General features: G+C 62.4%; 1 protein-coding gene. It reads right to left on the reverse strand.

Going from position 1 to position 1,016, the window contains the following annotated elements; genetic code table 11:
* On the reverse strand, window positions 1-444 hold a 444-nt coding region (locus tag AC1DY5_RS56875), incomplete at its 3' end, for an ABC transporter substrate binding protein (RefSeq protein WP_478122913.1).
* Window positions 445-1,016: the final 572 nt, after the last annotated feature.

Below are 1,016 nucleotides of genomic sequence, written 5' to 3' on the forward strand. Positions count from 1 at the left end.
AGCGAGGACAGCTACTCGTGAGAGGCTCGGCACCGCCTCCTTCAGCAGTTCGAGCCTCTTCGGATTCAGGTCAATGCCTTGATACGACAGACCCGTCATGTTGCCACCCGGTCGGGCGAGACTCTTGACCATCCCCGCGGCGACCGGATCCGAGACAGCCGCGAAGACGATAGGCGTTGTTCTAATCGGCGACCAATGCTTCTGCTTGGCGGCGAGGTCGGACGGAATGTCTCCGAACGCGAAGGCGGCTGCAGACGTGGCGACGATCACATCGAGATGGAGCCCTGCCAGTTCGGCGCTGATTTGCGGCCTCTGCTCCGGCGTCTCAGCGTATCGGAATACAAGGGTCAAGTTCTTGCCCTCCACCCAACCGCGTTCGCGAAGGCCCTGCTTAAACGCGTCGAGAACTGATTCGGGGGTCGGACCCAACAGCACATCGTTCACGAATCCGACCCGAGCCATCCTTGGCGGCGACTGTTGCGCATGAATGCCGAAGGCAGCGCCGAGGAGACCGGCAGCGAGTGTTCGGAATAACTCCCGGCGTTTCATTGTTGGATGACCTCGTTCCGTGCACCCCCCSCCCACCCGAACCCWCGGGGAGTAGCGAGGCGTCTGCCCTCAGCGAACGATGACACGCCGTTGACGTGCTGTCCATATCAAACGTCCAAAAAGCACCGCAGGGAACATCACGATGAACTTCATCGAGCCCGTCGATCGACGTGGCATCTGCCGCGCTGAGACGAGGCTGAACTCGGTGATGTTCGCATGCTTGGTCAGGCACACCGACGAGGCGGCCTTGAACGGGGCTCATGCAACCGCCCTGGCCCATTCCGTCGCTCGGCGTGGTTCAAGTCAGGGTTCCACTTCCGTGATCGGCGCCGCTGGACTGGCAGGCGCTGGGCAAGCGTGAACAAATGCGCGGGACGCCGACACCGGTTGGCGATACTGGCTGGCTTCGCAACCTGCTCGCGTCCGGCGACTTCCCCATGACCCCATTCCGCGCCCTCGCTCTGTGC

The organism is Variovorax sp. P4_D9, from assembly GCF_056401695.1.